The sequence below is a fragment of the Sabulicella rubraurantiaca genome, assembly GCF_017355885.1.
In the GTDB taxonomy this organism is placed as follows: domain Bacteria; phylum Pseudomonadota; class Alphaproteobacteria; order Acetobacterales; family Acetobacteraceae; genus Roseococcus; species Roseococcus rubraurantiacus.
Map to the genome: position 1 here is coordinate 58054 of NZ_JAFEUU010000015.1, position 22785 is coordinate 80838.

The window sequence follows — 22785 nt, forward strand, 5'->3', positions numbered from 1 at the left end:
GTCCGCGAGATGTCGGCCCTCTTCCAGCGGATGAGGCAGGAAGGCGTGGAGTTCGGCGCCTTTTTGCACCACACGCCTTTTGGCTTTGTGGCGCGGGACGTGTCGCGTGGAAGCTCCCACAGCGTCGTTCTTGCCGGCCGCACGGGTGGAGGCGCGTCCATTTCGTTCGCCTTCCACACGCACCCGAGTGACGCCGGCTTCTCGGCGCAGGATCTGGTGGGCGCCCGTCCCGATATGGTGACCGTCGTTCAATCGGCGCCCGACAATTTCCACATGCTGGTCTTCAACCGGCCTCAGGAAACCGGAGGCTTGAGGCCGCCGCTGCAGAAGACGGCGATCAGCATCCTGGCGGCCCGGCGCCTGATCGCAGCCCGCGCACGGCTTCAAAGAGCCGCTCCCGCCGAAAGGGAGCGCGCCAACAATCAGATCGCCATGGAGGTCATCGCCGCGCAGGCGTGGGAAGGGAATTTCCTGTACTACACCGGCCCCGCCGAGCGGATGCGGCTGCTTACCTCCGTGGACGCGCTGCGGCGCCCGATTTCTGGCCCGGCCGCGCCACAGCCGGCGAGCAATTGGGATCGCCTCACGCGCTACGAACGCCTCGCCGCGCAAGCGGCCCTCATCGAGGATGCCTTCGCCTCGGGCGACCGCGCCCTGGCGGAGCGGATGCAACTGAACGGCGAGCTGGACGAGGTCACCCGCATGGCACTCGCGGCGTGGAAGGCGCGGATCCGTGCGCGCGGAGGCATCCGGGAAGACTCGGAACTCGGCCGCCTTCTGGCTCAGGATGGACTTCCCGACGAGCTGCTGTTCTGGCTTCTCGAACCGGCCTCCGGGCGAACCCCCAGTGGGGGCACCGTGGATCTCATTTTCGACCGCTATCTCATCACCGCGGAGGACGGGGGCACGGCGGTCCGACGCCGACAGATTGGGCCGCGGGTCGGATCTGCCGATGAGGTCGAACTGCGCTGGCCTAACGGCGCCTGGTACCGGGGCTTTGCCGTCGGTTCGATGTTCCTAGGGCAGGGGCATTTTCGCGACAGGGAAGGGAACCAGATCATCGGGCAGTTCGGCCCTCCGGAATCGCGGGCGCCTGGCCGGATCCTGCGCGCGGACGGGGTGCGCTACGAGGGCATGCTGACCGGGACCGGTGAGCCATGGGGCCGAGGGCGCATGCGCCACCCCAATGGGGATGTCTATGAGGGCGAGTTCCAGCGTGGGCGACACGGCCGCGGAACCTATCGCCTCAGCACTGGCCAGCGGATCGAAGGCGAGTTCCGCAACGGCCGCGTCCACGGAAATGCGACCCTCTACTCGAGCAACAACGAGATGCAGCAGACCGGCGAGTGGCGGGAGGACCGGTTCGTCAGCGGCCGGATGATTGTTCACCGGGGCAATGTGCGTGAAGTGCACGAAGGCGAATTCCGCAACAACGCGCTGGCTCGCGGCACGATCTACGCGCCCCAGGGGACACGCACCGTGGGGCGCTGAACGCGCCAAGAGGGGTGATGTCCAGGAAGCTACCAGCCGCCGACACCAGCCTAGTCGCTTGGCAACGGAATGCGCCCTTTCCTCGACGCGGAAGCAATTGAACAAATTCTTCGGCGTGATGCCGTGATGCACTCCGACGCGATCAGGCAGGCGCAGGCCGAGGGTCTCAGGAAGAACCCGGTCCTGCCAGAACTCGCAACGGCCTCCCTGCCAGAAAGGCCTCCACGGTCTCCAGCGCATCCCGGTAGCGTACCAGGAAATTCTCCCGCGTACGTCCACCCACATGCGCCGTCAGCACCGTGTTCGGCAGGCCACGCAGCGAGTGGCTCACAGGCAAGGGCTCCGTGTCGTACACATCGAGCCCTGCTCCGCCGATCCGGCCCTCGCGCAGCGCTGTCACCAGCGCTGCTTCATCGACGATGGGCCCGCGCGAGGTATTGATGAGGAGAGCATGGCGTCGCATTGCGCCCAGCTCGGCTGCCCCTACAAGTCCGTGCGTGCGCTTGCTGTAGCGAGTGTGGATGCTGACGATATCAGCCTCTGCGAACAGCGTGTGACGCTGTACATGGCGCGCGCCCACTTCGGTGCAGCGATCCTCGGTCAGGTTCTCGCTCCAGGCGATCACCTCCATGCCGAAGGCACGGCCAAGGCGGGCCATGTCGCCCCCGAGCGTCCCGAGCCCCACCAGCCCAAGCACCCTGCCGGTCAGCCCGCCACCCAGCGCCGCTCCCCAGCCGCCTTCCCGGATGGCGCGGTCCTCGGCCGGGATGCGTTTCACAAGGCTGAGGATCAGACCCCAGGCCAGTTCCACCGTGGCCATCGTGAAGCCATAGCTGGTGCCGCAGACCGTCACGCCCCGCGCGGCCAAGGCGGGCAGGTCGAGCGCGGCGTTGTTCATGCCATGGGTCACGAGCAGACGAAGCCGTGGCAGCTTCTCCAGGAGCGCAGCGTCAAAGCGTGTCTCCTCGCGGCTTGTCACGACCATGTCGCAATCCGCGAGCAGTGCAGGGGCCTCGGCGTCGCTGACTCGCCCGTGGAAGGACACCTCAAGGCCCGGCAGGCGCGACCAGTCGGCCGCCTCGCGCGCTACGTGGTGGTAGTCGTTGATAATGGCGAGGCGCATCAGGCGGGGCGCAGACCTGCGAGCGCAGCCGCACGCCGTGCATTGGCGAGCTCGGCTTCGAGAAATGCCGTGAAGCCCGCAGGCGTACGTTGTGCGGCGCTGCCTAGTATGGCCCCGACCTCCACGATGCGCGACTGCACCGCGGCCTCCTCCAGAGTGGCCTGGAGTGCCGCGTGGAGCGTGGCGACGATCTCGGGTGGCGTCCCTGCCGGGGCCAGCAGCCCGCCATAGCTGCCCGCGGTGTAGCCGGGCAGGCCGGCCTCGATGAAGGTCTGAACCCCAGGCAGGTGCGGCGAGCGCTCGGGCGTGGCGATCGCGATGATCGGGGCCTTGTTCTCGCGGTGCAGCGGCAGCGCCGAGGGAAGCTCAACAAAGCCTGCATCCACGGTGCCGCTGATGAGATCCGGGACCATGGCGCTCCCGCCGCGATAGGGCACATGGGTGGCGCGCACATTGGCGCCGGCCATGAAAAGCTCCAGCGCAAGATGCGCCGCGCTCCCATTTCCCGGCGTGGCAACCGTCACCCGTCCCTCGCGCGCACGCAGGATCTCGATGAACTGTGCGAGGGTCGTGACACCCAGGCGCGCTCTCACCTGACACACCATCGGCAGGATGCCGACTAGGCCAATCGGCCTGAAGTCCCGCTGCACGTCATAGGACAAGTTGGGCTGCAGCACCGGGTTCGCCGTGAGCGGCCCGCCTGCGCCGAACAGCAGGGTGTAGCCATCTGGGGTGGCGCGGGCTACGGCCTCGGCGCCGACGCTCCCGCCAGCGCCGAGGCGGTTGTCGATGGCGAGCGGGCGTCCCAACCGCTCCGACATCGGACCTGCGACGATGCGGGCCAGGATGTCGGTGTTGCCGCCCGCCGCGAAGGGCACGACCAAGCGGATGGGGCGATCGGGGTAGGCGGCCAGGGCCGGGCGGGAAAGGACGCTGGCAAGCATAGGCGCCGCGCTGGCCCCCAGAAGAAGGCGACGAGTCGTCATGGACGTTGCTCCCACTCGGCATCCGCGGCCGATGGAAGACGTTCGCACCGCGCCGCTGCCCGTGACAAGCAAAGACAGGTCCAGCGCCCCGCCCGTTGTAGCCTGCGGGTGCGCGGTGCAGCATCGGCCTGGAGCAAGAGCAGGGAGACGACGAGATGGACCAGCGGCGCTTGGGGCGGACGGGGCTGAGTGTCTCGGTCGTTGGCTATGGGTGTGGCGCTATTGGCGGGCTGATGGTCAAGGGCACGCAGGCCGAGCAGGATCGCGCGATCGGCAGGGCCATTGACCAGGGCATCACCTATTTCGACACAGCGTCGGTCTATGGCGACGGAGTCTCGGAACAGAATCTTGGCCGGGCGTTGAAGGCGCTGGGCGCCACGGTGGTGGTCGGCACCAAGGTGCGGGTCTTTCCGGCACAGCGCAGCGATATAGCCGGCACCATTGCCGCCTCCATGGAAGCGAGCCTGAAGCGCCTGGGGCGCGAGAGGGTGGATGTGTTCCAGCTCCACAACCCCATCACCACCTCTGGCGAGGCACCTGCCTTCACGGCAGACATCATCCTCAACGAGGCCGTGCCGGCGCTCGAAGGCCTGCGGGAGCAGGGCAAGTGCGGCTGGTTCGGCATCACCGGCCTGGGTGACGCGCCTGCGCTGCGCCGCGTGCTCGACGAGGGCGGCTTTGCCACCGCGCAGATGCCGTACAACCTGTTGAACCCAAGCGGCATCACACCGCCGAAGCATGGCTCGGCCATGCCGGATCTCGGCGGCGTGATTGCCCACGCAGCCTCAGCGGATGTCGGCGTCATGGCCATCCGCGTGCTGGCGGGTGGCGCGCTGAGCGGGTCCGAGGCGCGCAGCCCACTGGGTGTGCCAGACGTGGCACCCATCGCCTCCGGATCGAGCTACGCCGCAGACGTCGCCGCCGCGCGACGCTTCCTTCCTCTGGTCGAGGCCGGATTTGCCAAGGACCTCGTGGAACTCGCCCTGCGCTTCGCCTCCATGCCACGCGAGATCAGCACCATCCTTGTCGGGACCTCCAGCATTGCGGAACTCGACCACGCGGTGGCTGCCGTCGCGCGCGGGCCGCTGCCGGATGAGGCTCTGGCCATGCTGCGGACGCTTTGATCCGCGCAAGCGTGCATGGTCAGCCGCTTGGTGCGGAGTGATCAGGCGGTGGAGATGACGGCGCCGCCGAAGGTCTTCTCCACGAATTCGCGCACCTCCGGATGGGCATAGCCGGCGGCGAGGCGCCGTGCCCAGGGCGCGTTCTCATCCCGCCGCCGCACGACGACAAGCACGCTGTAGACGCTCTGCTCGGTTTCCCGCGCCAAGGCGTCGCGCAGCGGGTTGAGCCCGGCAGGCACGGCGAAATTGCCGGTGACCGCGCCGGCATCCACATCCTCCAGCGCCCGCACGATGGAGGCCGCCTCCAGCTCCACGATGCGGATGCGCCTCGGGTTCTCGGCGATGTCGGCGACGGTGGCGCGGAAGTCGAGGCCGGGGCGCAGGCGCAGCACGCCCCCCTCGGCAAGGAGGAGCAGGGCGCGGCCGCCATTGGTGGGATCGTTGGGAATGGCGACGCGCGCCCCCTGCGGCAGCGCGTCGAGGCTGCGGTGACGGCGGGAGAACACGCCCATCAGGGTCAGGACCGTGCGGCCCACTGGTACGAAGTCGTAGCCGCGCTGGGCGCGCTGCGCCTCCAGGAAGGGCAGGTGCTGGTAGGCATTGGCGTCCAGATCGCCGGCGGCCAGCGCGGCGTTGGGCTGGATGAAGTCCCCGAACTCGATGGCGCGGGTTTGGAAGCCGTCGCGGCGCAGCACCTCGGCGACCATCTCGAAGGTCTGCGCGTGCACGCCCTGGGTGACGCCGACGCGTAGCGGGCGGGCGGCGGTGCCGATCTCGGCGCCTTGCGCGAAGAGGGGCGAGGCGAAGGCCAGGGAGGGGAGAAGAAGCGCAGAGCGTCGCAGCATTGGGATCGTTCTCCGTGTCTGGGTCATCCGGCGCGGCGTTGCGTGTCCGGGACGGGAAAGAAGCGGTTCTCGGGGCGGGGGAGGCCCAAATGTTCGCGCAACGTGGTACCGGTATACTCGGTGCGGAAAAGGCCGCGCCTTTGCAATTCCGGCACCACCAGGTCGCAGAACTCCTCCAGACCGCCAGGCACATGAGGGAACATCACGTTGAAGCCGTCGGCCGCGCGCTCCTCCAGCCAGCGCTGCATCTCGTCGGCGATTGTCGCCGGGGTGCCCACCATTGCCGCGCCGGCATAACCACCTAGGCGCTGCGCCAGTTGCCGCACGGTGAGCCCCTCGCGCCGCGCGATGTTAATGGCGCGCTCACGGCCCGACTTGCTCGCTTCCGTTTCCGGGATTTCAGGTAATGGGCCGTCTGGGTCGAACTGCCGTGCATCCACGCCCAGGGCGATGGAGAGCGAGCCGATCGCGCTTTCGTAGTGGACCAGGGAGTCGAGCTTCGCGCGCTTCGCCCGCGCTTCCACCACCGTGTCACCGACAACGACCAGGCAGCCGGGCAGGATCTTGATGCCCTCCGGATCGCGGCCCGCGCGGGCGGCGCGGCCCTTCACGTCGGCGTAGAAGGATCTCGCATCCTCGATGGGCCCGCCCGCGGCGAAAACCATCTCGGCCGTCTCGGCGGCGATCTGCCGCCCTGCTTCGCTCGCGCCCGCCTGCACGATGACGGGCCAGCCTTGGACCGGGCGTGCCACGTTCAGCGGGCCGCGGACGCGCAACTCGGGACCATCGTGGTCAAGCACGTGCATCCGCGACGGATCCCAGAAGATCCCGCTCTCCTGGTCACGGAGGAAGGCATCATCGGCGAAGCTGTCCCAAAGCCCCGTGACGACGTCGAAGAACTCGCGGGCGCGCTTATAGCGCTCGCCATGCGCCATGTGCGCGTCATGGCCAAAATTCAGCGCCGCGTCCGGATTGGCCGTGGTCACCAGGTTCCAGCCTGCGCGCCCGTTGGAGATGTGGTCGAGCGACGCGAATTTCCGCGCGACATGATAGGGGTCGTTGTAGGTGGTGGAGGCGGTGGCGATCAGCCCGATGCGCTCCGTCACCGCGGCGAGCGCGGGCAGCAGCGTCAGCGGGTCGAAGCTGGTGACGGTGTGCGAGCGGCGCAGCGCTTCGATCGGCATGTTTAGTAGGGCAAGGTGGTCGGCCATGAAGAAGGCGTCGAACTTCGCCGCCTCCAGCCGTTGCGCGAGCGCCTTCAGCTTCGGGAAGGAAAAATTGGCATCCGCCCAGGCCCTAGGCCAGCGCCACGACCCGGTGTGGATGGTGACGGGGCGCATGAAGGCGCCCAGATGCAACTGGCGTCGGCTCATGGAATTTCCTTGCCCTCTGTTGGGATCACCATCGGCGGAAGCTACTCTGGGTGCTTACCCGACAGGCGGACCGGTTCCGCATGGGCGGCATGCTCCCGCTGGAGGAACTCCACGAGTTCTTCTTTGGACCGGCAGCGGCGTGATCCGCGGCATTCCCAAGCTGGCGCGCTGTCCAGAACCGACACGTGGTTCCGCAGGGCAGATCCAGGTATGCCCTGCGGTGGGGGCGACCTGTGCGCGGCGATAGCTGCAGGAGCGCTAGGTCGGCCCAGGGCGCTGCGCGACATGACGAGCCGCGCTAGTTGCGCTTTTGCCGGAAAACGCCGTGATACGTCAGCCGCTGCTAGGCAAAAGGCTGTCCTCCGGCCGCGGCACGGGGCTTTGCGACGACGGAGACAAGCGGCGCCAGTTTCGATCATGGGGCCGATTAGCACCATAATGAATCGTTCTTCAAGAGAAAGCACTACGAATACTCGTTGATACGGCGCGATGATCCTTTATTAATGCTTGGAAGCAAACGTTGAAAAGCTCATTGGCCACTGAGGCGATGTCCGCCCTCATCCAGCTCTCACTCGTCCGCTTCCGATGGAGCAGGAGTAATCGGTACCGACCCGCGGGCGGCGGGCTTGCCAGCATGGCGGTGGTGGGCTTTTGGCTCCGGCCCCAACGGAATTCCGCACCATGCACCGTCCTGCCATCGGCATCGACTTCGGCACCACCAACAGCGTCGTTGCCATGCTCTACCCAGACGGGCGCAGCGAGACGCTTCGCCATGCGACCGACGAGGTGTTCCGCTCCGTGCTCTGCTTCTGGCCCGGAGTCGGTGGGCGGCCAACGCACGCCGCTGGGCCGGCCGCAATCGGAGCCTATCTCGACGACCCGCTCGAAAGCCGGCTCGTCATGTCCATGAAGAGTTACCTCGCGCAGCGCAGCTTTACCGAGACTCGCATCCTTGGCCGCACCCGACGGCTTGAGGAGCTGGTGGCGCTGTTCCTGGGCGAATTTCTTGCCCCCTTCCGGAATGATCTCGACGGGGCGCGCGTCGTGATCGGCCGCCCGGTGCGGTTCGTGGGTGAGGCGGCAGAGGATCCCGGCCTCGGCGAGCGCCGACTGCGGGCCGCGTTCGCGCTCGCGGGCATGAAGGATGTCGAAGTGGCGTTGGAGCCTGCCGGGGCAGGCCACCGCTTCGCGGCGGGGCTCGACAGGGCAGAGACGGTGCTGGTTGCCGATTTTGGCGGCGGCACGAGCGACTTCTCCGTGATGCGCTTCGATCCGGGCCCGCCGCGCCGCGTCACCCCTCTCGGTCATTCCGGCATCGGGGTCGCGGGTGACGCCTTCGACTATCGCATCATTGATCACGTCGTGTCGCCGGAGCTCGGCAAGGGCAGCAGCTACACCGTGATGGACAAGCATCTGCCGGTGCCGCCCAGCTGGTTCACCGGCTTCGCGCGCTGGCACCAACTATCACTCATGCGCGCGCCGAAGACGCTGCGCGACATCGCCGAGGTAGCACGGACTGCGGAGCACCCCGAGCGGCTGATGCGGCTGATCCGACTGATCGAGGACGAGGCTGGCTACGCGCTCTATCGAGCCGTATCCGAGGCCAAGACCGCCCTGTCGCGTGCGGAGGAGACGGTGTTGCGCTTCGCCCACGCGGATTTCGCTGTGGAGGCGCGGATCGACCGGGCGGCGTTCGAGGGCTGGATCGCTCCAGAGCTCGGCAAGATTGCATCCGCGCTAGACGCGGCCCTGGCTGATGCCGGCTTGCCGCCCGAGCAGGTGGACCGCGTCTTCCTGACGGGAGGAACATCGCTGGTGCCAGCGGTGCGCCGCCTGTTCGAGGAGCGCTTCGGGCTACAGCGTATCGTCAGCGGCGGCGAGTTCGTTTCCGTGGCGGAGGGCCTCGCATTGATCGCGGGTGAGGCAGGCCAAGAGACGACTTAGGGCAGGGAGTATAAGTTCCGCGAAGGCGCGGATGAGCTATACGCGATCACCAGTAACCGCGCAGCCGCGCACAGGCTTGGCGATCACCTAAAGCAGCTGCATGGCGACGATCCTCGCGGAGCCAGCCGTTCAGGGAAGAACGACAGCGCTCAGCGACCTGAGCTCAGTCCGGAACCAGGAGTGCCTTCGGTGCAGCCCGCATGATGCGCGTCCTCAGCCACAGAAGCTGATCGCGCTGGAGGTGTAGGCATCGCGGATCTTGCCTAAGCGGCGAGCGACCAGCTCCGTCGCCTCTTCCGGTTCGCCTCTCGCATCGTGCCGCCGCTGCGGATCAGAGGGCGGAGAAGACGGTTGGGGCTATTATTGGCCTCCCATCCGTGCGGCCCTTCGGACCAAGGCCGCCGTGATTGACGATGTCCTATGCGCGCCCCCTTACACTGACGATGCGGCCATCTTTCACGCCGATATCGGGACCGCACCCGTTCGAGCAGAGCACGAAGGCCGACTGAACTCATCGATCAGCTTCGTCGAGGGTGCCCTCGTCCACACGGGCTGGCCGCTTCCCTCCGTCGTGATAAGGAGGCCGCTCTGCCAAGATATCGCCGATACTGCGCCCTGGGCTGTTGATAACTGCAACTGAACGAACCGAATGCAGCACCGTTTCGCGGGAGAAACGGACTCCAGCTTGGGCAGCGGATCTGCTCCATCACATCGCGCGTTACGTGCGGCACTGGATGGCGGAAACCACAGCCTACGAGCATAATAGACGAGGGATGGCCGGTCGGCGAGCAAGCGTCCCTCAGGCCATGCCTTCGCTGCGCCCTGGCGATCTCGTAGCAAGAATCTTGCTTTCATCCAGCAATGAATCTCGCTTGCAATGGCTCGCTGGCAGCACAAGGATCTCCACGGGATGATCGTCGATGCAAGCAGCGAAGCGAATGCATCTACCAGACTTCGCGGCGGCAGAGTGCAACTGGTATGAATTGTCTGCCGTCGCTATCGCCAGCGGGGCTGCGATCCGGGCATGTGCGGATGCTTGGCCTGTGGAGCGCATCAAATCCCCCTGCGTGAATCCTCACTCTTCTGCAGCGATGGCCTCATCGGCGATGGCCGAAATGGCCTCTGGTGAGCGGAACGGCCGCCGGACCCTGCGAGGGCGGCCCAAGCAGTCGGAGGAATCCAAGTGACCGGACATCAATTCAGGCCCTGGACGTTCGTAAACTCCATCGAGGAGGACGCAGAGCAATCCTTCATATCCTGCAGCTCGCCGCCCTGCTTCCTGCGCGAGTTTGCACCCTCCTTCCTTGATCCCCTGAACCACAGTGAGATCCTGAGGCTACTCAAGGACCTTCTCGCGGTGGGGTGGGGTCGTACGAATCTTGAGAAGGCGTGGCTCAATACCATGCTGCGGCGCCATGTCGCTGACATCAGCGGCGAGAAGGAGAGAGCGCCGTTGCCGGAGCGGTTGGCGGTCGTGCGGGAAGATCCAACTCCTTCGGCGCTGCGCAGATTGGCGTATGAACTTCGCGAATCATTGCCGCGCATCCAAGAACAGGCCTTGCGGCGTGACCTCCAGGACGTCTCGACAAGTTTGGAGCACTTTCTTCAGAGGCACGGTGCTGCGTCACGAGACGGGCATTAGACGGCCATGCTGAGCTGGGGCGAGATACGCGCTTGGCGAAAGGCGGAGCGGGAGCTCCTCATCGCGCGACGGCTCTTGGTGCCCCGGGAGGAGCGGGAGAGCAGGGATGATATCATCAGCGACCGCTTGCTCGGTCTCCTGACCGAGGCGACGGGGGGGACTCCGCCAGTGCTCGGCTTCTACTGGCCCTTCAAGGGTGAGTACGACCCGCGGCCGCTCGTGCGGGCGCTGCACCGCCGCGGAACGCGCCTGGCGCTCCCTGTGGTCATTGAAAGGCGGCGACCACTCATCTTCCGCGAGTGGTGGCCTGGTGCGTCCATGTCGCCTGGTGTGTGGAACATTCCAGTCCCGAGCGAAGGAGAAGCCCTTATTCCGGATATCCTGCTCGTGCCGTTGGTCGGGTTCGACTGCTGCAGCTACCGGCTTGGCTATGGCGGCGGCTATTACGACCGGACCTTGGCAGCCATGACACCGAAGCCGCTCGCCGTCGGCATTGGCTTCGAAATTTCGCGCCTCGAAACGATCTATCCGCAGCTGCACGACGTGCCCATGGATCTGATCATCACTGAGAACCGTGTGCAGACCGCCGAGAGCGTAGAGAACCAGGGCAGGAAGGAGACGGCGGCGTGAGTGGTGGGGAGTGGAGCGCTGTGGAGCTGGACCGCGTGGGCCGTGCGCTGCTCGGCACGGCCTCCGACGCCGTCGTCGTGGCCGACCGAGACGGCCTCATCCGCTTCTGGAACCCAGGCGCCGAGCGCATCTTCGGCTTCCCCGCCGCCGAGGCGCTGGGCCAGTCGCTCGACATCATCATCCCCGAGCCGCAGCGGGCGCGTCACTGGGCCGGGTTCCAGCGCGTCATGGAAACGGGGGAGAGCCGCTACGGCGCGGGCGAGCTGCTTGCGGTGCCGGGGCTACGGGGGGACGGCGGCCGCATCTCGCTCGAGTTCACCATCGTGCCGCTCCACGCGCCCGACGGGCAGATGGAGGGCATGGCCGCCATCCTGCGGGACGTGACCCGCCGGTTCGAGCAGGTGCGAGCCCTGCGACACGAGCTCGCCGAGATCCGAAAAAGGACAGACCCACCCGGATAGCCATGGCCTGCGGTTGGGGCTCCTCCATTCAACAAAGCAATGAAGAGCTCCAATCGTCAGAGCATTTTCCGCAGCGTGCCGTCGCGGCGCACGAACTGGTGCCAGAGCGCGGCGGAGACGTGGAGCACGATCATCCCGATGAGGCTCCAGGCCATGAGGCGATGCGCGAAAGTGACCATCTCAGCCAGCGGCACATTCTTTCCGATCGGATCGGGGAGGGGCACCAAGCCGAACCAAGTGAGCGGGAAGCCCCAGGCATTGGTCGCGATGAAGCCCAACACCGGCATCACCAGCAACCATAGATAGAAGGCGCTGTGGTTCGCCCGGGCGGCAAGCTTGAGGATTTTCGGCAGATCCTCCGGCAGGGGCGGGGGCGGATGTCCGAGGCGCCAGAGAAGCCGGGCCAGGGTCACCAGCCCGATGGTGACGCCGATGCTCTCATGGAGGTTGTAGAGGGTCAGCTTGATCGAATCCGCGGGCTTGGCATGGGCGATCCAGAGGCCCAGCGCCGCGGCTGCCAGGACCAAGGCGACGGTGAGCCAGTGAAAGACGCGCGATGTTGTGTCGTAGCGCGCAGGGGCGGATCGGGCACCCAAGGTCCTCTCGGCCATCGCCATGTGTGGCATCTCCGGTTGGCGCTGACCTGCCGGTCCGTCCTGGTCCGGAGGATGGAGCGCGGAAATCGGCGGGCTCTGTCAGGCCCAGCTTTCTCCCTGCCCACCGCTCTATCACCGCGTTTGACAGGTGCGGCGAAGCACATCCGCGCAAGGGTCGATCTCATGAGCGATCAGCGGAACAGGAATCCGAAATAGGGCGGCGCCGCGGTCGGCTTCCTGGGCGACGCGTCCTCGGGCCGGTCCGTCTTGAGGATGCTGGCGAGGCCCACCAAGGGCTGCGGATTGGGGTGAAGGGCTCGGTCATCGGCTCCGACGTCGCAAAGTCGGTCGAGAAGACCGATGGCCTTGTTCCAGTACCAGGCCTCGTCGCTGGCCGTAGGCGCGTCGGCCGCACACAGTGTGATCAGGTGCCCTGTGGCCTCTCCCACGCGTTCCTCCAGTCCGAAAGGAATTTTCTGCTCCTCCTCGGCCGTAAGCCTGGAGTGGGCGCCGGCGATCTGGCTGACCAGGACGCGCTTGGAGCGCCCCGTCCAAAGGCGCCAGAAATAGCTCTGCTTGCGCCCCACGGCACGCTCCCGCGTTGCCTCGCTCATCGCCCGCGGGAAGATTTCCTCGAGCACGGCACGGCACAGCAGAGCGGCCCGCATCCTGTCGAGGCCGTCGCTCGTCCCGACGATGCAGGGCACGAAGACCTTCAGGCGCTGGCGTGTGGCTGAAGGCATCCGATCGTTGATCAGGATCGCCAGGCTGCGGATCACCGGTGAGGCGCAGCGGGGACGGTCGGTGTGCCCTTCGCCTGCGAGGCGGGCAACGAGCGACATGATGCAGAACTGGCCGCGAGTTGGGTCACCCATTCCCCGGACAAGCTCTACGCTCTCGTAGACCTGCTCCAGTCCCGGATCCTCCACCATCCCTTCCTCCTGGACGAACCCGTGTTGGAGAGGCTGAACCGGAAGATGCGCACGGACAAGCCAATTCTATTGGACGGTGTGAGCAAAAATGTTGCATTGAATGTCCGGGAGATCGTGCCTCATGGACATCGAACTGGCTCGCACTTTTCTCGCCATCGTCTCGGCAGGCAGCTTCGTGGGCGCCTCCGAACGTCTGCATGTGGCGCAGACGACGGTCAGCGCGCGGATCCGGTCGCTTGAGGAGCATCTCCGCCGGCCGCTCTTCGTTCGCAACAAGGCGGGCGCGGTGCTGACATCGGCCGGGGAGCAGTTCCTTCGACATGCGCCGCAGATGATCCAACTCTGGGAGCGGGCGCGCCACGAGGTCGCCGTGCCGGCCGGCCGGCGTGCGATGCTGGCGATCGGTGGAGAGCTGAGCTTGTGGGAGCCGTTCCTCCGGGAATGGCTGCTGTGGATGAGGCGCTCGGCGCCCGATGTCGCCCTGCGTGTCAGCGTCGGCCTCGCGGATGACTTGGCCAACCAGGTCGCGGGGGGCATCCTCGACCTGGCCGTGGTGTACGCGCCGCGCTACCGCGCCGGGCTGAAGGTTGAGCTCGTGGCCGAGGAGCGGCTGGTCATGGTGAGGACGCCAGGCAAAGCCGCGAAGAACGACAGCGACAACTACGTCTATGTCGACTGGGGGCCGGAGTTCGCGGTCCGGCATGGCATGGCTTTCCCCGAAAGGTCTGAGCCCGGCCTCCATGTCGGCCTTGGCCCCCTGGCGCTGACCTACATTCTCCAGGCGGGGGGATCGGGCTATTTCCGCCTCGGCGCGGTCCGCCGGTACATTGCGAGCGGCCGGCTCGAACTCGTCCGAGGCTCGCCCGAGTTCGTGTACCCGGCCTATGCCGTCTACGCGGAAAGTGCCGGCGGCAGCGATCTGGTCGAGACAGCGCTTGGCGGGCTTCGACATGCGGCTGTTTTATCGCAGGCGGACGCCACCCGCGCCGCAAAGCCGACCCGGCCCCGCGACGCGGCAGGGCCGCGCCAGAAGGGGAGGCGAGTGGGCAGCCAGGACCGCGGGCGCTGAGCGGTCTTACATGGCCTGATAGAAGTACTCGGGCGGCATCACCTCAGTACGGTCGACGACACGCTTCACGCCGGGAACGCCCTCCGCCAGCACGCGGAGGCCACGCTGCACCGCCTTTCCGTGCGAGAAGCCTTGGAAGGTGACCACGCCTGCCTCGACCTCGACGCTCGTGTAGGGATTTTCGGCCCAGGGCTCGTGGTGCATCGCAGCAACCACGGCGCGCCGGATGCACTCATCGGAGGAATTGGCCGTCTCGGCGTGTGCTGCGGTGAGGACCTGGAGCAGGTCAGCGCGGCTGACGATGCCGCGCAGGCGCCCGTCCTCGACCACCAACACGCGACGGACGCGGTGTTCTTCCATCAGTGCAGCGATCTCGGCGGCGGGAGCATCCGGCTGAACCGTGACCAAGTCGGTCGTCATGATCTCCTGTGCCACGAAGCCGTGCGCCCGGGCAAAGCGATCCGCCGCCGCCGATGGATCGGCGAAGAGTGAGGCGAACCAGGAAGGCGGCTTCTCGACCATGGCGGCGAGGCGATGGATCAGATCGCCCTCCGTGACGATGCCGACCAGCGCGCCCTTCTCGTCCACAACCGGCACTGCAGAGATCCTGTGCCGTCGCAGCAGGGACGCGATCTCCATGATCGGCGCATCCGGAGAGACGACCACCACCTCGGATGTCATCAGTTCCCTTGCAGTTGCGTCTGCCATGGCATCCTCCTCCTCGCTCGGCAGTAGGACCAAGGGGCGGCATCGGGGCCGTAGGTACCGTCGTGGATAAAGCTAGGTCGCCTCATCGGGATGGTCCAACGAAATTCAATGCTGAATGAATGCAACGATGTTGCTGAATCAAGGTGGGGTTAAACTTGGCCGCCTTATGCAGCTGAGCCAGCGATGCGTGAGACCGGTCGGCCCTAGGAGCAGCGCCCAACTATTGGTTGTGGTCGGGCCACCCCCGCAGGGAAGCGCTTGTGTTCTCCTGACCAAAGGCGGAGACTCAAGGTGAGGCTGTGCCTCGCACAGGGGCGGCGATGCCAAGCTCCCGCGAACGCGGAGTGCGCTCGCGAGCGGTGATTTGAGTGATCGCCGACAAGGAGAGCTTCGATGTCCAGAACGGATGTCCTCGTCGTCGGCGCGGGCCCCACCGGCTTGGTCCTGGCGCTGTGGCTCGACGCGCAAGGGTCGAAGGTGCGGATCATCGACAAGTCGAAGGCGCCGGGCGAAACGTCGCGAGCGCTTGCCGTCCACGCGCGCACGCTCGAACTCTACCGTCAGCTTGGCCTCGGTGACGCCGTCGCCGAGGCCGGGCATAAAGTCGGGGCCTTCAACATGTGGGTGGCGGGCAAGCACCGCGCGCGCATCCACTTCGGAGATTTCGGCGGCGCCATTACGCCCTATCCGTTTGTCCTGATCTTTCCGCAGGATCACCACGAGCAATTCCTGGTCGAGCGCCTGACCGAGCGCGGCATCACCGTGGAGCGTGAGACGGAGCTGGTGGGCCTCGAAGACCGTGGCGCCGAGGTCCTTGCCCGCCTTCGCCGCCCGGGCGAGCAGGAGGAGATCTGCGCAGCACGATTCCTCGCTGGCTGTGACGGCGCCCGTTCGAGCGTGCGCCATCTTCTCGGCGCGAGTTTCGAGGGCGGCACCTACGACCAGCTCTTCTACGTGGCTGATGTCGACGCCCGGTACGGAATGCAAGGCGGCGAGCTCCACATCGCCTTCGAGGGACCCGAATTCGTGCTGATCATGCCCTATGGGCAGCCCGGCAAGCTGCGGGTCGTAGGCACCGTGCGCGAGGCGCGGGCCGGGGCCGCCGAGACCCTGACCTTCGACGATGTGGAGCATCGGGCAATCCACGCCATGGGGCTGGAGGTCGAGCGGGTGAACTGGTTCTCGACCTATCGCGTCCACCACCGGGTCACGGATCGCTTCCGGCACGGCAACATCTTCCTGCTGGGAGACGCGGCCCATGTCCACAGCCCGGCGGGCGGGCAGGGCATGAACACGGGGATTGGCGACGCCATCAACCTGGCCTGGAAGCTGGCCGCTGTCCTCAAGGGGGAAGCGGATGACCGCCTCCTCGACAGCTATGAGGACGAGCGCCCGGTCTTCGCCCGCAATCTGGTGGCGTCCACCGACCGTGTCTTCACCTTCGCGACGGCCCGAGGAAGCGTCGCCGAATTCGTTCGGACGCATATCGCGCCTGTCGTGACCAGGGTCGCGTGGGGCCTCGGCCCGGTGCGCAAGGCGCTCTTCCGCCTCGTCTCCCAGATCATGATCCGCTACGGAACAAGCCCGCTCAGTGCCGGAAAGGCCGGAGAGGTCGTGGGCGGGAACCGGTTGCCATTCGTCCGGATCGACGGCCGCGACAATTACGGTCCGCTCTCCGCCATCGCTTGGCAGGTCCATGTCTACGGAGCCGCTCGCGACGAGCTTCGGCAGTGGTGCGGCCGACGTGGCATCGCGTTGCACGAGTTCTCATGGCACGAGGCGTTCGGGAAAGCTGGCCTGGCCCGTGACGCGGCCTATTTGCTGCGCCCGGACACGTATGTGGGGCTCGCCGAGCCGAACGGCGATGCAGGCGTGCTGGAAGCCTATCTGACCGAGCGCGGCCTGCATCCGAACGGTACCGGACAGAGAGGGCAGGTCGCATGGCGGCAACGGGAGGCGGCGAGTTGAACGCCAAGCTGAAGCGCGTTCTGGCGGCCGCCTGTCCCGGCGAGGAGGCCCGCTACTTCCTGCCGATAGCCATCGGGTGCAGCCCGGAGCAGGCGGGCGAGGGGGCCGCCCAGATCCGGGCTCGGACGAAGACACTCACCTCCTCGCCGCTCTGGGACTATCCCGACGGGGCCTTCCCCTTCGCCGGTGCGCTCAGCGTGCTGCTGGACGGCGCGTGGAGGGCCATCCCTTCGGCGCCATGACCGAGGACATGGCCCGCGCCTATGACGAGGGGCAGCGGACAATCGGGTGGTGGCGGCGGGTGCTGGGAGAGTTCTACGGCGCCTCCGCGGCCCGGGCCAACCCGGTCCGTGCCGAGGCTGGAAGATTTCCCGGCCCCCTGGCAAGATGGACGCGATGGCCGAAGCAGAACCCATGGAGCCAGGCTTCGCCGAACTCCTTGCGCATGTCCAGAACAGCCGCGGGCTGGATTTCCGCGGCTACAAGAAGACCAGCCTGCGGCGCCGCATCCTGCGCCGCATGGAGGAGGTCGGCGTTGAAGGCTTCGAGGCCTATCAGGCCTTCCTGGAGGCTCACCCGCAGGAATTCGTCGGGCTGCTCAACACCGTCCTGATCAACGTCACCTCCTTCTTCCGCGACGCCGAGGCCTGGGAGGCGCTCCGGGCCGAGGCGATCCCGAGCCTGATCGAGGGAACGCGGCCGATCCGCATCTGGAGCGCCGGCTGTGCGACGGGGCAGGAGCCCTACAGCCTCGCCATCCTGCTGATGGAGGCGCTCGGCAGCGAGGCCTTCGGCGCGCGGGTGAAGATCTATGCCACCGACCTGGACGAGGAGGCCCTGCGCTTCGCGCGGCTCGCAACCTATTCCGCACGCGACGTGGAGGCGGTCCCGCCCGAATTGCTGGAACGGCATTTCGACAATGCGAGGGATAGCTACACCGTCTCGCGGGAACTCCGGAAGGCGGTGATCTTCGGGCAGCACAACATCGTCACGGACGCACCGATCAGCCGCATCAACCTGCTGTCCTGCCGCAACCTCCTCATCTATCTGGAGGGCGAGACGCAGGAACGGGTGCTGGAACGGCTGCACTATGCGCTGGCGGAGGACGGGCTTCTCTTCCTGGGCAAGGCGGAGACGCAGATGGCTCGGTCGCGCCTGTTCCAACCTGTCAACCTGAAGCATCGCCTGTTCCGGCGTCCCCCGCAGCAATGGCGCCGGACGGTCACGGGCGGGGCCGTCTTCCAGGGGCGGCCGCCACCGCCCCTCCAGCATCATGCAAGGCTCGTGGAGGCCATTGCCGACCGCAGCCCGACCGCCTTCCTCGCGGTGGATGACCAGGGGGTGCTGGCCTATGTGAATGCCGCGGCGCGTCGCCTCCTCGACGTGACCGAGGACGATTTGGGCCGCCCGTTCCAGGACCTGTCCGTCTCCTACCGCCCGGTGGAGCTTCGGAGCCAGATCGAGGAGGCATCGCGGCAGGGGCGCGCCATCCGGATCGAGAACCAGCTGCATGATCGCCCGGGGGGAACTCAGCTTTTCCTGACCGTGGAGGTGATGCCCCTGGAAGGGGGGGAGGACCGGCGGCGGGCATCGCTGATTGCCTTTACCGACGTCACCCACATGCAGAACCTGCAACGTGAGCTGAAGGCCGTGCAGGAGAGCCTGGAGACGACCGTCGAGGAGCTTCAATCGGCCAACGAGGAGCTGGAGACGACCAACGAGGAACTCCAGTCCACCAATGAGGAGCTGGAAACCACCAACGAGGAGCTTCAGTCCACCAACGAGGAGCTGGAGACGACCAACGAAGAACTCCGCTCCACCAATGACGCGCTCGAGGCGGCCAACGAGGAGCTTCGCCTGGAGGAGGAGCGTAGCGGCGAGTACCGGCGGCGTACGGATGCGCTGCTCGCGCGGATTGAGGCCGGGCTGCTCACTCTCGACCGGCAGCTTCGCGTCGAGAGCTGGAACCGCTGGAGCGAGAACACGTGGGGTCTGCGGGCCGAGGAGGTGCGGGGGCAGGAATTCCTCGACCTGGATATCGGCCTGCCGGTGAAGCGGCTCCAGGATTCGCTGCTCAGCGTCCTGGCCGGCAAGGCGGTGCAGGCGGAGGAGACGCTGGAAGCGCGGGACCGCCGCGGCCGCGCGCTCTTTTGCCGCATCCGCATCATGCAGCGCCACAAGGATGGCGCGGGGCCAGAGGGCCTGATCCTGATCGTGGAGGACGTGACGGAGGCGAGCCGCGCCCAGGAGGAAGCGCAACTCCTCAGCCGCATGCTCGGCCGGGCGCTTCCGCAATCCTATCTCCTCGACCCGCAGACGCTTCGCGTCATCCTCGCCAGCCAGGGGAGCGAGGAAGGATCGGGCTATTCGCCATCGGAACTGCGCGGCTTGTCGCTCCCCGAACTGGTTTCCGGCGCGACGGCGGCTTCCCTGCATGACCTGCTGCGCCCCCTCTTCAAGGGGGAGAGGCAGGAGGTGGTGCTCGAGGCGATGATGCGCGCCAAGCACGGCGCGGAACATCCGGCCGAGTTCCGCATTCGATACATCCCCGAGGAGACGCCGCCGGTCCTGGTGGCTCTCGTGAACGGGATCTCCGAGCGCGTCCGCCTTCCGCCCTCTGGTTGAAGCCGGTCCGGCCAGCGGTCAGGAAGCGACCGGGTCCTCGGGAAGCGGGGCCATGGGCTGGCGCAACGCGATGGCCGCCTCCGCGATCAGCTTGGCTGAGGCCTCGGCTTCCTCTGCCAGCCTGGCCCAGCGTTCCGCCGTGCTGGTCAGGCCGCGCGCCCGTGCCGAGCGCTCCATGCGCCGGAACAGGACATGCCGCTCCCTGTGCGTGCGGACGGCGATGGACAAGGCGTGTTCCAGCCCTTCTTCCTGGCTCGCGGCGAGCGCCAAGGGGCTGTAGGCGTGGCCGATCTGGCAACGGAAGCGCGTGATCCGGCCTTCCTCGATCTCGTTCAGCACTCCACCGCATTGCGGGCAGGATAGGGCACTTGGCTGCCCGATGGGTGTTGCCTCCTCGGACATGGCAAAGCTCTCCTTCGCGGCGATGGAAGCCTCCAGCCGGAGGCGGACCGAGGGCTCGCGCGGCTCGCCGGCCGGCAACCGCGTCAGCCGCGCCAGCAGCGGCGCGATCTCGGCGAGGGGAACACAGTGGTCTGGCGTGTCGCCCTCCAGCGCGCTGCGCGGCATGTCGGGCCACTGCGCGTCCTCCGGCGCCTGCACCACGTTGATGCTGCCTGCGCCCTTGAGCGCCACCATCCCCGCCGTACCGTCATCCAGCATTCCTGTCAGCACGACGCCGATGGAGCGGTGGCCGGCGGCGATGGCGGCTGAGCGGAACAGCGCGTCAACTGCAGGTCGAGTTCGGTTCTCAATCGGGCCGTGCCGGACCAGGAGGTGCCGCCCATCGGGCGCGACCAGCATGTGCAGGTCTGGGGGCGCAACATAGACTTGGCCGTGCCGAATCCGCATGCCCTCCGTGGCATGGACCGCCGGAAGCGTACCCGCGCGCGAGAGGATGGCGGGAAGCAGGGAGCGGGCCGAGGGGGCGATGTGCTGGACCACCAGCACCGCCGCCGGCAGGTCGGTCGGAAGTTCCGCGCAAAGCAGGGTCAGCGCAGGCACCCCGCCCGCTGAAGCACCGACCAGCACGAGGTCTCGGGTTTCCAAAATGGAAAGCCCTCCTTTGGGCCGGTTGACTTACTCTCGTGGAACGTCAGGCCATCATGAGTCGTTACGGCTTGGCGCGGCGCCATTATTATGCCACGGCAGACAAAAGACGGTAATTCAGGGCGCCGTTCCACGCGGAGTTTCTTCCTTGCAGAAGCAAGAGTCGCAGAACGAGGACGAGATCGAACAACTCAGGGTCGCCCTTGAGGATGCGCTTGCCGAGAACCAGTCTCTCGCAAAGGGTCAGCAGGATCTCGAGGACCGCCTCATGGAGTTGAGGAGGCAAGTCCGGCAGTTCGAGAGCGTCCAGGCCCAAAGCGCGGCCAGGGCAGGGGCGCTGAAGCATTCGACCGAGGCCTCGGAGCGGGACGCGGCGCTCGAGGAGCTGAACGTCGCGATGGAGGAGCTTCAGGTCTTCACGGAGGAGCTGGAGGCCACGAATCGCGAGCTGGAAGCGCGTGTCGAGGAGCGGACGGAGGAGCTGACGGCAGCCAACGCCCGGCTGCGCGGGGAGATCGCGGCCCGCGAGGCGAGCGAACAGCGGATGCGCGTCCTGCTGGAAGGGATCCCGCAGCTGGTCTGGCAGGCCGAGGGAACCGGCGAATGGCTCTGGAGCAGCCCGCAATGGACGCAGCAGACGGGGCTGGCCCAGGAGGAAAGCCGAGGCTGGGGCTGGCTGCGCGCGGTGCATCCCGATGACCGGGAGGCGGCACGCAGTGCCTGGGCACGGGCCGCGCAGGGCCAGCCCTTCGAAGTGGAGGCGCGGCTCTTCTGCAGCGCCGACGGGTCCTTCCGCTGGTTCCAGAGCCGCGCCACGCCGGTCCGCAATGCGGTGGGCCATATCCTGGAATGGCTCGGCACCTCGACTGACATCCATGACCTTCGCGAGCTTCAGGGCCGCCAATCGGTAATGGTGTCGGAGCTGCAGCACCGGACCCGCAACCTGCTCGGCGTGGTGAGCGGCCTTGCCTCCCAGACCGACCGCGAGGTCACGGATCTGGCGGAGTTCAGGTCGCGTTTCCAGAGGAGGCTCGAGGCCCTGTCGCGCGTGCAGGGCCTGCTGTCGCGCGCCGACCAGCAGCCCGTCACGCTCGAGATGCTGCTGCGGACCCAGCTTGAGGCGGTAGGCGGGCAGCAATCGGACAGCCGCCTCCACCTTCGGGGGCCAGAGGTGCCGCTGCGCAAGTCCTTCGTGCAGACGCTGTCCCTGGCCTTTCACGAACTGGCGACCAATGCCTGCAAGCACGGCGCCTTGAGCGAGGACGAGGCGGGAGGGCACCTCGAGATCGACTGGTCCCTCGAACCGGCGGCGGACGGGCAGTGCCTCCATCTGACATGGGAGGAGCACTTCACCAAAGCGAAGCCCAATGGCGATGGAGGCCGCGTCGGAGGATATGGCCGCGAACTCATCGAGCGCGCGCTTCCGCACGCCATGGGGGCCCAAACGTCTTTTGTTCTGCGCGATGGCGGATTGCGCTGTACGATACGGCTTCCCCTCGATGCAGCGCAGCAGCAGGGAGGCAAGAATCCATGATGAACAGCAAGCTGCTTCCTGGTCTCAAGATCCTGGTTGTTGAAGACGAATACGTGATTGCGAGGGAACTCTCAGAGGCGCTGGAGCGCCACGGCGCGAAGGTCCTGGGGCCGGTGGCGACGCTGGACGCGGCGATGGCCCAACTCAGTGCGAACGAGGATCTCGCGGGCGCGGTGCTCGACATCAAGCTGCACGGCAGCCAGGCCTATACCCTTGCCGAGATGCTCCGGGGGCGCGGCGTCCCGTTTCTTTTCGCAACGGGCTACGACCGGCAGGAAATCGCACCGGACTTCAGGGACGTGCCGCATTGCGAGAAGCCGGTGGATGTCCGCACCATCATCGCGACGCTGGCTCGTGAAATGGAACGGCGCACTTTATCGTCGCAAGAATAATGCGACGGAAATGGAAATGAGCAGAGTTCGCGACGAATTCTAGCGGCCGTTTCCCTGAAATCGCTCCTCCGCGTCTTGATGCGCGACGAGGCCAGAACTGTTTTCGCGATCATGATTCTCCACTTGGCTCCGTTCTTGCGGAGTTGTGGCTTGACGGTTCGTTCTGTCAGAGCCCATCCGGAAAGGAATTGAATCGTCTGAATCGGATGTGATTCGCTGGTCCTGCGGACGATCGCGGGAGCAGACGGATGGCGTGGACGGTGGAGCATCGGCGTGCGGCGGATCGGCGCGGGCT

The 22785-nt window shown here is 66.6% G+C and carries 20 protein-coding genes; 12 read left to right on the forward strand and 8 right to left on the reverse strand.

The window, feature by feature from the left end:
- Nucleotides 1-9 precede the first annotated feature (9 nt).
- Nucleotides 10-1491: an MORN repeat-containing protein gene (locus JTJ31_RS20030; protein WP_207540515.1), complete on the forward strand. Its 1482-nt coding sequence runs from the start codon at nt 10-12 to the stop codon at nt 1489-1491.
- A 166-nt stretch (nt 1492-1657) separates the two neighbouring features.
- On the opposite strand, the gene JTJ31_RS20035 is transcribed toward JTJ31_RS20030, so the two are convergent.
- Together JTJ31_RS20035 and JTJ31_RS20040 are read right to left on the reverse strand one after the other, a co-directional pair.
- Nucleotides 1658-2614, reverse strand: coding sequence for an NAD(P)-dependent oxidoreductase (locus JTJ31_RS20035; protein WP_207540516.1), 957 nt, complete (start codon nt 2612-2614; stop codon nt 1658-1660).
- Complete coding sequence (locus JTJ31_RS20040; RefSeq protein WP_207540517.1) at nt 2614-3600, reverse strand: Bug family tripartite tricarboxylate transporter substrate binding protein; 987 nt, start codon at nt 3598-3600, stop codon at nt 2614-2616. Before JTJ31_RS20040 ends, JTJ31_RS20035 begins: the two co-directional genes overlap by 1 nt.
- A gap of 155 nt (nt 3601-3755) precedes the next feature.
- Between JTJ31_RS20040 and JTJ31_RS20045 the strand changes: the two genes are divergently transcribed.
- Complete coding sequence (locus JTJ31_RS20045; protein WP_207540518.1) at nt 3756-4724, forward strand: aldo/keto reductase; 969 nt, start codon at nt 3756-3758, stop codon at nt 4722-4724.
- Nucleotides 4725-4765: 41 nt separating this feature from the next.
- Here the strand turns inward: JTJ31_RS20045 and JTJ31_RS20050 are convergent, their stop codons facing one another.
- Together JTJ31_RS20050 and JTJ31_RS20055 are read right to left on the reverse strand one after the other, a co-directional pair.
- On the reverse strand, nt 4766-5569 hold the full coding sequence (locus tag JTJ31_RS20050) for a MetQ/NlpA family ABC transporter substrate-binding protein (protein ID WP_207540519.1): 804 nt from the start codon (nt 5567-5569) through the stop codon (nt 4766-4768).
- Nucleotides 5570-5592: 23 nt separating this feature from the next.
- Nucleotides 5593-6942, reverse strand: a complete 1350-nt coding sequence (locus JTJ31_RS20055) for an LLM class flavin-dependent oxidoreductase (protein WP_207540520.1) — start codon at nt 6940-6942, stop codon at nt 5593-5595.
- Nucleotides 6943-7623: 681 nt separating this feature from the next.
- Between JTJ31_RS20055 and JTJ31_RS20060 the strand changes: the two genes are divergently transcribed.
- The 4 genes from JTJ31_RS20060 to JTJ31_RS20075 all read left to right on the forward strand — a co-directional run bounded on the left by JTJ31_RS20060 (nt 7624) and on the right by JTJ31_RS20075 (nt 11619).
- On the forward strand, nt 7624-8886 hold the full coding sequence (locus JTJ31_RS20060; protein WP_207540521.1) for an Hsp70 family protein: 1263 nt from the start codon (nt 7624-7626) through the stop codon (nt 8884-8886).
- 1183 nt (nt 8887-10069) lie between these two features.
- Nucleotides 10070-10528, forward strand: a complete 459-nt coding sequence (locus tag JTJ31_RS20065) for a hypothetical protein (protein ID WP_207540522.1) — start codon at nt 10070-10072, stop codon at nt 10526-10528.
- A 6-nt stretch (nt 10529-10534) separates the two neighbouring features.
- Entirely contained in the window at nt 10535-11158 is a 624-nt protein-coding gene (locus tag JTJ31_RS20070; protein ID WP_207540523.1) for a 5-formyltetrahydrofolate cyclo-ligase, read from the forward strand.
- A complete protein-coding gene (locus tag JTJ31_RS20075; RefSeq protein ID WP_328805784.1) occupies nt 11155-11619 on the forward strand; it encodes a PAS domain-containing protein in 465 nt (154 codons plus the stop codon). Before JTJ31_RS20070 ends, JTJ31_RS20075 begins: the two co-directional genes overlap by 4 nt.
- A gap of 56 nt (nt 11620-11675) precedes the next feature.
- Here the strand turns inward: JTJ31_RS20075 and JTJ31_RS20080 are convergent, their stop codons facing one another.
- Nucleotides 11676-12236 carry a cytochrome b gene (locus JTJ31_RS20080; RefSeq protein WP_236020465.1) on the reverse strand — a complete coding sequence of 187 codons (561 nt, stop codon included), beginning with the start codon at nt 12234-12236 and terminating at the stop codon, nt 11676-11678.
- Nucleotides 12237-12406: 170 nt separating this feature from the next.
- Nucleotides 12407-13147, reverse strand: coding sequence for a hypothetical protein (locus JTJ31_RS20085; protein WP_207540524.1), 741 nt, complete (start codon nt 13145-13147; stop codon nt 12407-12409).
- 121 nt (nt 13148-13268) lie between these two features.
- Between JTJ31_RS20085 and JTJ31_RS20090 the strand changes: the two genes are divergently transcribed.
- Entirely contained in the window at nt 13269-14216 is a 948-nt protein-coding gene (locus tag JTJ31_RS20090) for a LysR family transcriptional regulator (RefSeq protein WP_207540525.1), read from the forward strand.
- A 6-nt stretch (nt 14217-14222) separates the two neighbouring features.
- Here JTJ31_RS20090 and JTJ31_RS20095 read toward each other — a convergent pair whose 3' ends face one another.
- Complete coding sequence (locus JTJ31_RS20095; protein ID WP_207540526.1) at nt 14223-14924, reverse strand: CBS domain-containing protein; 702 nt, start codon at nt 14922-14924, stop codon at nt 14223-14225.
- Between the two features lie 393 nt (nt 14925-15317).
- Here JTJ31_RS20095 and JTJ31_RS20100 point away from each other — a divergent pair, with 393 nt between their 5' ends.
- The 3 genes from JTJ31_RS20100 to JTJ31_RS20110 all read left to right on the forward strand — a co-directional run bounded on the left by JTJ31_RS20100 (nt 15318) and on the right by JTJ31_RS20110 (nt 19517).
- Nucleotides 15318-16892, forward strand: a complete 1575-nt coding sequence (locus JTJ31_RS20100) for an FAD-dependent monooxygenase (RefSeq protein WP_207540527.1) — start codon at nt 15318-15320, stop codon at nt 16890-16892.
- On the forward strand, nt 16865-17134 hold the full coding sequence (locus tag JTJ31_RS20105; protein ID WP_207540528.1) for an ASCH domain-containing protein: 270 nt from the start codon (nt 16865-16867) through the stop codon (nt 17132-17134). The genes JTJ31_RS20100 and JTJ31_RS20105 overlap by 28 nt, the downstream gene beginning before the upstream one ends.
- A 154-nt stretch (nt 17135-17288) precedes the next feature.
- Nucleotides 17289-19517: a CheR family methyltransferase gene (locus JTJ31_RS20110; RefSeq protein ID WP_236020466.1), complete on the forward strand. Its 2229-nt coding sequence runs from the start codon at nt 17289-17291 to the stop codon at nt 19515-19517.
- 18 nt (nt 19518-19535) lie between these two features.
- Here the strand turns inward: JTJ31_RS20110 and JTJ31_RS20115 are convergent, their stop codons facing one another.
- The gene (locus JTJ31_RS20115) at nt 19536-20564 is read right to left on the reverse strand and encodes a chemotaxis protein CheB (protein WP_207540530.1); all 1029 of its coding nucleotides are present in this window, start codon (nt 20562-20564) and stop codon (nt 19536-19538) included.
- A 148-nt stretch (nt 20565-20712) separates the two neighbouring features.
- Between JTJ31_RS20115 and JTJ31_RS20120 the strand changes: the two genes are divergently transcribed.
- Both JTJ31_RS20120 and JTJ31_RS20125 read left to right on the forward strand, forming a co-directional pair.
- Nucleotides 20713-22098 (forward strand): sensor histidine kinase, encoded by a 1386-nt coding sequence (locus tag JTJ31_RS20120; RefSeq protein ID WP_207540531.1) that lies wholly within the window; start codon nt 20713-20715, stop codon nt 22096-22098.
- The gene (locus tag JTJ31_RS20125; RefSeq protein WP_207540532.1) at nt 22095-22490 is read left to right on the forward strand and encodes a response regulator; all 396 of its coding nucleotides are present in this window, start codon (nt 22095-22097) and stop codon (nt 22488-22490) included. The genes JTJ31_RS20120 and JTJ31_RS20125 overlap by 4 nt, the downstream gene beginning before the upstream one ends.
- The last annotated feature ends 295 nt before the right edge of the window (nt 22491-22785 follow it).

Excerpts from the sequence above, each read along its gene's own strand:
- JTJ31_RS20030 (WP_207540515.1), top strand. The coding sequence starts at position 10 with ATGTCGGCCCTCTTCCAGCGGATGAGGCAGGAAGGCGTGGAGTTCGGC.
- JTJ31_RS20035 (WP_207540516.1), bottom strand. The coding sequence starts at position 2,614 with ATGCGCCTCGCCATTATCAACGACTACCACCACGTAGCGCGCGAGGCG.
- JTJ31_RS20040 (WP_207540517.1), bottom strand. The coding sequence starts at position 3,600 with ATGACGACTCGTCGCCTTCTTCTGGGGGCCAGCGCGGCGCCTATGCTT.
- JTJ31_RS20045 (WP_207540518.1), top strand. The coding sequence starts at position 3,756 with ATGGACCAGCGGCGCTTGGGGCGGACGGGGCTGAGTGTCTCGGTCGTT.
- JTJ31_RS20050 (WP_207540519.1), bottom strand. The coding sequence starts at position 5,569 with ATGCTGCGACGCTCTGCGCTTCTTCTCCCCTCCCTGGCCTTCGCCTCG.
- JTJ31_RS20055 (WP_207540520.1), bottom strand. The coding sequence starts at position 6,942 with ATGAGCCGACGCCAGTTGCATCTGGGCGCCTTCATGCGCCCCGTCACC.
- JTJ31_RS20060 (WP_207540521.1), top strand. The coding sequence starts at position 7,624 with ATGCACCGTCCTGCCATCGGCATCGACTTCGGCACCACCAACAGCGTC.
- JTJ31_RS20070 (WP_207540523.1), top strand. The coding sequence starts at position 10,535 with ATGCTGAGCTGGGGCGAGATACGCGCTTGGCGAAAGGCGGAGCGGGAG.
- JTJ31_RS20080 (WP_236020465.1), bottom strand. The coding sequence starts at position 12,236 with ATGGCGATGGCCGAGAGGACCTTGGGTGCCCGATCCGCCCCTGCGCGC.
- JTJ31_RS20085 (WP_207540524.1), bottom strand. The coding sequence starts at position 13,147 with ATGGTGGAGGATCCGGGACTGGAGCAGGTCTACGAGAGCGTAGAGCTT.
- JTJ31_RS20090 (WP_207540525.1), top strand. The coding sequence starts at position 13,269 with ATGGACATCGAACTGGCTCGCACTTTTCTCGCCATCGTCTCGGCAGGC.
- JTJ31_RS20095 (WP_207540526.1), bottom strand. The coding sequence starts at position 14,924 with ATGGCAGACGCAACTGCAAGGGAACTGATGACATCCGAGGTGGTGGTC.
- JTJ31_RS20100 (WP_207540527.1), top strand. The coding sequence starts at position 15,318 with ATGTCCAGAACGGATGTCCTCGTCGTCGGCGCGGGCCCCACCGGCTTG.
- JTJ31_RS20105 (WP_207540528.1), top strand. The coding sequence starts at position 16,865 with ATGGCGGCAACGGGAGGCGGCGAGTTGAACGCCAAGCTGAAGCGCGTT.
- JTJ31_RS20110 (WP_236020466.1), top strand. The coding sequence starts at position 17,289 with ATGGCCGAAGCAGAACCCATGGAGCCAGGCTTCGCCGAACTCCTTGCG.
- JTJ31_RS20125 (WP_207540532.1), top strand. The coding sequence starts at position 22,095 with ATGATGAACAGCAAGCTGCTTCCTGGTCTCAAGATCCTGGTTGTTGAA.